The sequence below is a fragment of the Cyclonatronum sp. genome (genome assembly GCF_022565315.1).
GTDB lineage: Bacteria > Bacteroidota > Rhodothermia > Balneolales > Cyclonatronaceae > Cyclonatronum.
Genome location: NZ_JAIUMX010000041.1, coordinates 21,335 through 29,043 on the forward strand (window position 1 = coordinate 21,335; position 7,709 = coordinate 29,043).

7 protein-coding genes are annotated in these 7,709 nt (G+C 51.3%); 5 read left to right on the forward strand and 2 right to left on the reverse strand.

Annotation, left to right across the window (positions count from 1 at the left end; all coding sequences use genetic code 11):
- Nucleotides 1–7 precede the first annotated feature (7 nt).
- Nucleotides 8–985 carry a 6-phosphofructokinase gene (pfkA, locus tag LAT75_RS08440; RefSeq protein WP_291482210.1) on the reverse strand — a complete coding sequence of 326 codons (978 nt, stop codon included), beginning with the start codon at nucleotides 983–985 and terminating at the stop codon, nucleotides 8–10.
- A gap of 326 nt (nucleotides 986–1,311) precedes the next feature.
- On the opposite strand from pfkA, the gene LAT75_RS08445 reads away from it, so the two are divergent.
- The 5 genes from LAT75_RS08445 to LAT75_RS08465 all read left to right on the forward strand — a co-directional run bounded on the left by LAT75_RS08445 (nucleotide 1,312) and on the right by LAT75_RS08465 (nucleotide 7,136).
- A complete protein-coding gene (locus tag LAT75_RS08445; protein ID WP_291482211.1) occupies nucleotides 1,312–2,334 on the forward strand; it encodes a polyprenyl synthetase family protein in 1,023 nt (340 codons plus the stop codon).
- 9 nt (nucleotides 2,335–2,343) lie between these two features.
- Nucleotides 2,344–2,883, forward strand: a complete 540-nt coding sequence (locus tag LAT75_RS08450; protein ID WP_291482212.1) for an NYN domain-containing protein — start codon at nucleotides 2,344–2,346, stop codon at nucleotides 2,881–2,883.
- Nucleotides 2,880–3,689 (forward strand): UDP-2,3-diacylglucosamine diphosphatase, encoded by an 810-nt coding sequence (locus LAT75_RS08455; RefSeq protein WP_291482213.1) that lies wholly within the window; start codon nucleotides 2,880–2,882, stop codon nucleotides 3,687–3,689. Before LAT75_RS08450 ends, LAT75_RS08455 begins: the two co-directional genes overlap by 4 nt.
- On the forward strand, nucleotides 3,686–6,034 hold the full coding sequence (locus LAT75_RS08460) for a transglycosylase domain-containing protein (RefSeq protein ID WP_291482214.1): 2,349 nt from the start codon (nucleotides 3,686–3,688) through the stop codon (nucleotides 6,032–6,034). The genes LAT75_RS08455 and LAT75_RS08460 overlap by 4 nt, the downstream gene beginning before the upstream one ends.
- Nucleotides 6,035–6,224: 190 nt before the next feature.
- Nucleotides 6,225–7,136 carry a hypothetical protein gene (locus LAT75_RS08465; protein WP_291482215.1) on the forward strand — a complete coding sequence of 304 codons (912 nt, stop codon included), beginning with the start codon at nucleotides 6,225–6,227 and terminating at the stop codon, nucleotides 7,134–7,136.
- A 177-nt stretch (nucleotides 7,137–7,313) separates the two neighbouring features.
- Here LAT75_RS08465 and LAT75_RS08470 read toward each other — a convergent pair.
- Nucleotides 7,314–7,709: permease (locus tag LAT75_RS08470; RefSeq protein WP_291482216.1), on the reverse strand; the 396-nt coding region annotated here is incomplete at its 5' end.

The window sequence follows — 7,709 nt, forward strand, 5'->3', positions numbered from 1 at the left end:
GGTTGTCTTATTTAAGAATTTTGGTAAGATCGAGCAATTCAGCCTGAATTGTCTTTTTCTTACTCCATCCGCTTTTTAAAGGAGTGAGCTTCACGTTGTTGTTTACGATGCCGACCATAACGCTTACATGGCCGTCAAGCAATGCATTAACAGCTGCAACGCCGAGGCGGCTTGCCAGAACACGGTCACGGGCTGTTGGGTTTCCTCCGCGTTGTATGTGCCCAAGCACACACACGCGTGTGTCAATATCTATAAAATCGTTCTTGAGGTTTTTGTAGAGTTCCATAGCACCGCCTGACTCGTCGCCTTCAGCTACAACAACAAGTGTACTGCGCTTTTTGTTGGTTAGGATTTCCCGAAGCGTGTTCTTTACTTCGTTGATGTGAATCAGAGTTTCGGGAAGCAGTGTGAGCTCGGCCCCGCAGGCAATTCCGGTTTCAAGAGCGAGAAAGCCGGCATCGCGGCCCATCACTTCAACAAGAAACATACGCTCGTGCGCATCGGCTGTGTCACGGATTTTATCAATGGCGTCGAGTGCGGTGTTTAGCGCGGTATCGTAGCCTATGGTTTCGTCTGTGCCGCTCAGGTCGTTATCGATTGTGCCGGGAATTCCGATAACGGCAATCCCGTGCTCCTGCTGCAGGATGGTTCCACCCTGAAAGGTTCCGTCACCACCGATAACTACAAGTGCGTCTATTCCATGGTCTTTTAAATTGGCTGCCGCTTTTGCACGGCCTTCGGCGGTCCGGAACTCTTCCGAACGAGCTGATTTCAGGATGGTACCGCCTCTTTGAATCATGTTAGAGACGGTTAGTTTCTCCATTTCTATAAAATCTGCCTCAATTGCACCCTGATATCCATATCTGATTCCGGTCACTTCCAACCCTTTATAGAGGGCAGCACGTGTTACGGACCGGATAGCGGCATTCATTCCGGGGGAGTCGCCGCCGCTTGTAAGAACCCCGATTTTTTTAATCGTATTCAAATGAAATAATGTTTAGTTTTAAAACTAACAGAATTGGGAAAATTACACACTTAGGCGTGACCAATCAAGTTACTTTTATTCTGCCTCCCTTTAGTGTTACCTTAAGCCGCAGCTCATATTTCCATTTTTATGAGGTTGCTGGTATTTCTTAAAATAATATATAACAATTAGATAGCGGTGTTTTGCCAGGGCGGGCATGGTTCATTTTTGCCTTATCAGCCTGCCTAAGGGAAAAAGCAGGCGCTGCTTTTATTCTTATTCCGAACGATACAAGCGCTTTTATTGATTGGTGCCGTTACACTAAATCTGTCTTTTTTGATTAACCCGTGAGTATAAATACCCGACTTACAGATAATTTTGCCTTTGCTGATACAGCTAATGTCTCGCTGAGCGATCTGCGCAGACCCGTTGAGCAGGAGCTTACTGCCTTCCGTACTTTTTTCAGGGATGCCCTAAAAACAGATGTTTTTTTGCTGGATCAGATGATTCGCTACCTGCACCGCATGAAAGGCAAAGAACTGCGGCCTATTTTGGTACTTTATGCCGCAAAGCTTTGCGGAGGTATCAGCGAGCGGTCTTTTCGCGCTGCAACTATGATCGAGCTGCTGCACACCGCCACGCTTATTCATGACGACGTGGTTGATGATGCCGAGCAGCGCCGGGGCCTGCTGAGCATCAATCAGGTCTGGAAAAACAAAGCGAGCGTACTGCTTGGCGATTTCTTGCTTTCTAAAGGGCTGCTTGTTTCGCTGGATGCGGACGAGTTTGAGCTTCTTAAAATAATGTCGAAAGCAGTTAAAGCAATGAGTGAGGGTGAACTGCGGCAGCTTAAGGCATCCAAACTTCAGAATATGACCGAGCAAAAGTATTTTGAAATCATCCGGGATAAAACGGCAAGCCTGCTGGCTGCCTGTACTGAAAGCGGTGCAGCTTCCGCTACAAGTGACGCCGAAATTATTGGCCGAATGCGTGATATTGGCCTGGACCTTGGTATTGCATTTCAGATCAGAGATGATTTGTTCGACTATGGTATGGATGACGTCGGTAAACCGGTAGGAAACGATATCCGTGAGAAAAAAATAACCCTTCCTTTTATTAAGGCCCTGGAAACCTGCTCTTTTCTGGAGCGGCAAAAATGGAAGCTCAGGTTTCGCAAAGAGCACAAATCAACCGGTGAAGTTGCTAAAATAACCCGGTTTGTACACGAAAGCGGCGGCTTTGAAGCTGCCGCAGCCGATATGGAAGTTTACAGCATCCGTGCCCTCACAAAACTCAGGGAGTTCCCCGTTTCTCAGGCCCGTGACGATATGGAGCTGCTGATTACCTACATCACGACCCGTAAAAAGTAAGGCACCTCTATGAAAAGCCGTCAGCTGCTCATCGATGCCCATAACCTGATGCACAAGCATCCTGAAATCAAAAAAACGCTGGTTCGGGATCACCTTGAAGCCATGCGTGAGCTTTGCCGTGTGGTTTCGGCCTGGTGCACATCACAAAACAGAAAAGCAACCGTGGTATTTGACGGCGTACCGCAGCTCATCCCGGGCACCTATGCAAAACTGAAAATCCGTTTTTCCAGGGAACGAACCGCTGACGAAGTGATTATCAGTCTGCTATCTGCGGCTGGTGCCTCCCGCTTATGGACAGTTGTAACGGATGATTCCGAAATTCGCCGGAAAGCTTTTTTCTACAGCGTTGACCTCCTGCGTTGCGATCCGTTTATAGGGCAGCTTCGGCAGTTGTTATCGCCCACAGCTGCTGCTGTACAGAAACCAACTGTGCGCAAACCTCAAAAGCTCAATAATGCTCAGGTGCGTGACCCCGGTGAAGTTGCCAATCCTAAAGGAATGGATGATGAGGTGGACCTTTTTTTGCGTCTGTTTAAAGAGAAAAAATGAGTGAAGAAATCTTTACCCGCGAAGGCGATTATATATTTGTATCTGATGTGCACCTCGGAGGTTTTGAAATGGCAGAAAATGCCAGAATTGAAGCCTCCTTTCTGGCGCTGCTCGGGCACATCAAAGCGCAGAAACTGCATCTGGTAATAGCCGGTGACCTTTTTGACTACTGGATGGATTACCGCAATCAGTGGCCACGTGTTTTTGACAGGGTGCTCAGTGGGTTTGAAGAGCTGCATCAGCAGCGTGAGGAAAAAACGCTGTTTGTAACCGGAAATCATGATAACTGGACAGGGCCCCGGCTTACTGAGGCCGGTTTTGATCTTGAACCGGAATACCGGCTGCTGCATATCAGCGGAAAAAAAGTACTGGTTATGCACGGCGATGGCCTTAAAGATACTGAGATGGCTTTGCCTCGGCCCTTGTTTCACCGCCTGCTCAGAAATCCGTATTTTGTGAAGCTGTACCAAATCATTTTTCCGCCTGCAGCTGGTATCGAGCTGATGCGGCAGTTTTCACGCAAATCAAAACTGAGAGATTACATGATCAGTCCGGATAACAGTCCGCGGCTGCTCGATACATGGGCAGTTAAATTTCTAAACACGAGTAATAAAGCTGATGTGCTGCTTTGTGGGCATCATCATAATGCCATTCACCTAAAAACCGGCAACCGCCACTATATTAATCTCGGAAACTTTTGTTTCGCACAAAGTCTTGCCCTGCATACAAAAGAAGGCTTTACTCTCGTTAAATGGAACTGTGCTGAAAGCAGATTTGAAAAATTAAAACCGGCTGTAACTGTATGAGTGATTCAAATTTAAACGACGACGAACGCTATCTGAACGATCCGGAATACCGCGAACGGATACGCAGGCAATTTGTACTGAAATCAGAACGGCCTGCAGCTCCCAAAAAACCGGTTAGCAAAAAAGCCGACCGTAACAGGGAAAAGCGTTCTGTACCCAAAATGCTTCTCGCTATTTTCGGTGGTATCACCCTGTTCGGGCTTGCGGGAATAGCTGTGTTTATTAGCTTTCTGGTACAGGGGCTGCCTTCAATCGAAGAGCTTGAAAACCCGCGCACAGACATCGCCTCCTTTGTTCTGAGCCGCGACGGGGTTGTACTCGACAGCTATTTTATTGAAAACAGGCGATATGTTTCCATAAATGAAATTTCCCCACACACCATAAACGCACTGGTTGCAACTGAAGACCACCGCTTTTTTGACCACTGGGGCATTGATATGCGCCGCACCCTCGCCATACCCTACCACGTTCTGAGGGGGGTGCCGCAGGGAGGCTCAACCATTACGCAGCAGCTTGCCAGGAACCTTTACCGATCTATCGGGCGGGAGGTGAGTGTGATCCGCAAGCTTCGGGAAATGATCACCGCCATCCAGATCGAGCGAAACTACACCAAGGCCGAGATCATTGAGATGTACCTGAATACCGTCGAGTTCAGCAACAGCGCTTTTGGGATTGAAGCTGCTGCCCGCACGCACTTCAACAAGCCCGCCCTTGAGCTCAATGTAGAAGAATCGGCTACTTTAATCGGTACCCTTCAGGCAGTTTCCTTTTTTAACCCGCGCCTGAACCCCGAAAATGCGCAGCGCCGCCGCAATATCGTGCTTATGCAGATGAACCGGCACGGTTTCTTGTCAGACGAGGATTTCAGTACCATGATTGCAGGTCCCATCGCGCTTGATTATCAGCGCCCGCGGCAGGCAACCCGTCAAAGCCGATATTTCGGTGAATATGTGAGGATGCAGGTTAGCCGCTGGGCCGATGAAAACGGCTATGACCTTTTTCGGGATGGTTTGGTAATTCGCACAACCATTGATGCACATATGCAGCGGCATGCGGAGCGGGTACTTGAGCAGAAAGTCGATTCACTCCAAACGGTTTTTGTAAGTGCCTGGGGCGGCGATCGCGGGCCCGGCCGGTTTATGCCACGATACCTGGAACAGTTTCCGCACCACATGGATGGTTTTTTGATGGAATCAGGAGAGTTTCAGCAGCTGATTCGCGAACAGGGGCTCAGCCGCGAACAGGCCCTTAATCAGCTGCGGCAGAATGAAGAGCTGAGTTACCGCATTCTTAAATCACGGATGCGTCTGGAGTCTGGCTTCGTAGCTATCGAGCCGGGTACAGGTCATGTGCTCGCCTGGGTAGGCGGTACGGATTTTTCAACCATACAGCGCGATAATGTCTCACAGCTTCGCAGGCAGGCAGGTTCAACATTCAAACCTTTTGTGTATGCGCTGGCGATCGATAACGGCTATCAGCCGTATCACGAATTTTCGCGCTTCCCGGTGAGTTTCCGGGACAGGTCCGGCAATGTGTGGGCGCCTAACGATATCAGTATTTCGCCCGGACCGGAGTTCGTGAGCATGCGGGAAGCCATCGCCCGAAGCCTCAATAATGTTACGGTGCGCATGCTGCCCGAACTTGCCGGAGCACCCGGTACCGATAACCTCGAAGATCTGTTCCCTGCAGCCCGGCAAATTGCAGACATGGCAAGAAATATGGGGGTTCGCTCCCGAATGGAAGCTGTACCTGCCATTGCCCTCGGCACCGCGGAGGTGAACCTGCTTGAGCTGGTTAACTCCTACACGACCTTTGCCAACAACGGGGTTTACATGGATCCGCTCGTAATCCTGCGGATTGAGGACCGCGAAGGAAACGTACTCTTTGAAGCCCCCCCGCAAATGCAGCAGGAAGTGATGAGCCCGCTTACCGCTTACACCATGGTTGATATGATGCGCGGCGTAATTTCCGGCGGTGAGTGGGGGCATGGCACAGGCGTCAGGTTCCGGAACATGGGCATCCGTCAGGATGTGGCCGGAAAAACCGGAACCACCAACCGCGCGGTTGACACCTGGTTTGTGAGCGTATTTCCGCACGTGGTAGCCGGCTCGTGGGTCGGCGGTGAAGACGCCCGCATCCGCTTTCCGCAGGGAAGCGTGCTGGGGCAGGGCGCGAGAACGGCGCTGCCCATTGTAGCCGAATGGGCGCTGCGCGTGATTAACGACGATCATGGGAACTGGAGCTTCGATGCCTTCACACAGCCTCCGGGCTTCGTGCCCGACCCGCCCCGCGATCAGCGCCGACAGACGCAGGAAACCAACAACCGCGGCAGGGTGGACTGGTAGCACGAGAGCTGAATTTTAAAAGGCTCCGGGACGTACTTCCGGGGCCTTTTTTATTTCCCTTAAAAGAGCGCTGAATGGCGCTGTTTGTGAGCCGGATTTGAAACCAAAGCGTAACACAGGCTTTTTCTCACTGCCCCCTGATTTCATTAATTTACGGCTCTGAGTTCATCCTTCATCCCAAACAATGTTTATGAAAATCTACCCAATGAGCCTGCCTCAGCTGCGTTCGCTTTTCCTGCTGCTGGCTTTTGTACTGCTTCTAAGCGCATCATCCTGTACCTCTCAGGAAAATGCACCCGCACCGCTGCTGGATTTTGAGGCCTACACTTTCAGCGGAGTCACCCTCGATATTTCCGGTGAAACGGAAAACGCCCGTGCCACTTTCTGGCACCCTGAAGGCGGGGTGATGTACATCTCGAGCCGTAACACCGAATCGGTGGCCTCTTATGAAACCGATGTCCCCTGGGATTTGGGGGAAGCCCGCTTTGCCGGCTCGCTCTCCGTTTCGGAACAGCTGCGTGCCAACACCGGCCTCTCTGTAGCGCACGGCCTGTTCATCCGCCCCGACGGACACCGGCTCTGGGTCTTTAACCGAACCGAAATGTGGGCCTGGGATATGGAAACGGCCTGGGATCTTTCAACCGCTGAAGCCATCCATTTTCAGGATTTCAGCCCCATCATTTTACGGGGGCACGATATGGATTTTCACCCCGACGGCAGCATGCTGTTCATCGACGACCGCGACGGTCGGGCCGTGCATCAGTACCGGCTCAGCGAACCCTGGGACATCACCACCGCGGCCCACGTTCACACCCTCGACATCAGCGCGCTTGAGGAAGAGGTTCGCGGCATTGAGTTTCTTTTCGACGGCCGCCTGATGCTCCTGCTCGATACGGTGCGCATGGAGCTGATGCAGTTCACTTTATCCGAGCCCTGGCAAATTGCGACCGCTGTTTACCACAGCAGCCTCGACCTCAGCGGAGAAACCCGCGACCCGCGGGGACTGAGCATCAGCCCGGACTTCTGCCGGTTTTACATCACCGCGAGGGAGCAGGGGCGGGTGTACACCTACATCCATACGAGCTGCGAAAAAGACGGGTGATTTTTGGGGATGATATCATCCTCCTTCAAAAAAAAACGGACTGTTATGCTGAACAGTCCGTTTTTTTTTGCAGTGAATTGCTGATTTAAAGTATCGGAATTCACTCCGGTTGCGGCATGCTGAAGCGGGCAGCCTCAGGTTTGGGATGGTATCACTCTAAAAACAAACCCCGTGCCCTTACAGCACAAGGTTGAACAAAAACCCGCTCAAGATGATGAAAACGGTTACGACCCCGAAGAAAATCAGAATCAGTTTGAATGTCATAACTTTTTTGCGGAGGGTTGCTTCGGGCAGGGAAAGGCCGATGGTGGCCATCATGAAGGCGATTGCGGTACCGAGCGGGATGCCCTTGGCCACAAAAACCTGAATGACGGGCACGATGCTCGCCGCGTTGGCATAGAGCGGAACGGCCAGCACAACTGCGAGCGGTACGGCGTACCAGGTATCCGGGCCGATGTACTGCTCAAAGAAATTTTCGGGCACATAGCCGTAAATGCCTGCGCCTACGCCGATGCCAATCAGAATATAGACGAAAACGCTTTTCACGATGTCGTTGGCTTCGCGGGTAACGCC

Excerpts from the sequence above, each read along its gene's own strand:
- LAT75_RS08465 (WP_291482215.1), top strand. The coding sequence starts at position 6,225 with ATGAAAATCTACCCAATGAGCCTGCCTCAGCTGCGTTCGCTTTTCCTG.
- LAT75_RS08455 (WP_291482213.1), top strand. The coding sequence starts at position 2,880 with ATGAGTGAAGAAATCTTTACCCGCGAAGGCGATTATATATTTGTATCT.
- LAT75_RS08460 (WP_291482214.1), top strand. The coding sequence starts at position 3,686 with ATGAGTGATTCAAATTTAAACGACGACGAACGCTATCTGAACGATCCG.
- LAT75_RS08450 (WP_291482212.1), top strand. The coding sequence starts at position 2,344 with ATGAAAAGCCGTCAGCTGCTCATCGATGCCCATAACCTGATGCACAAG.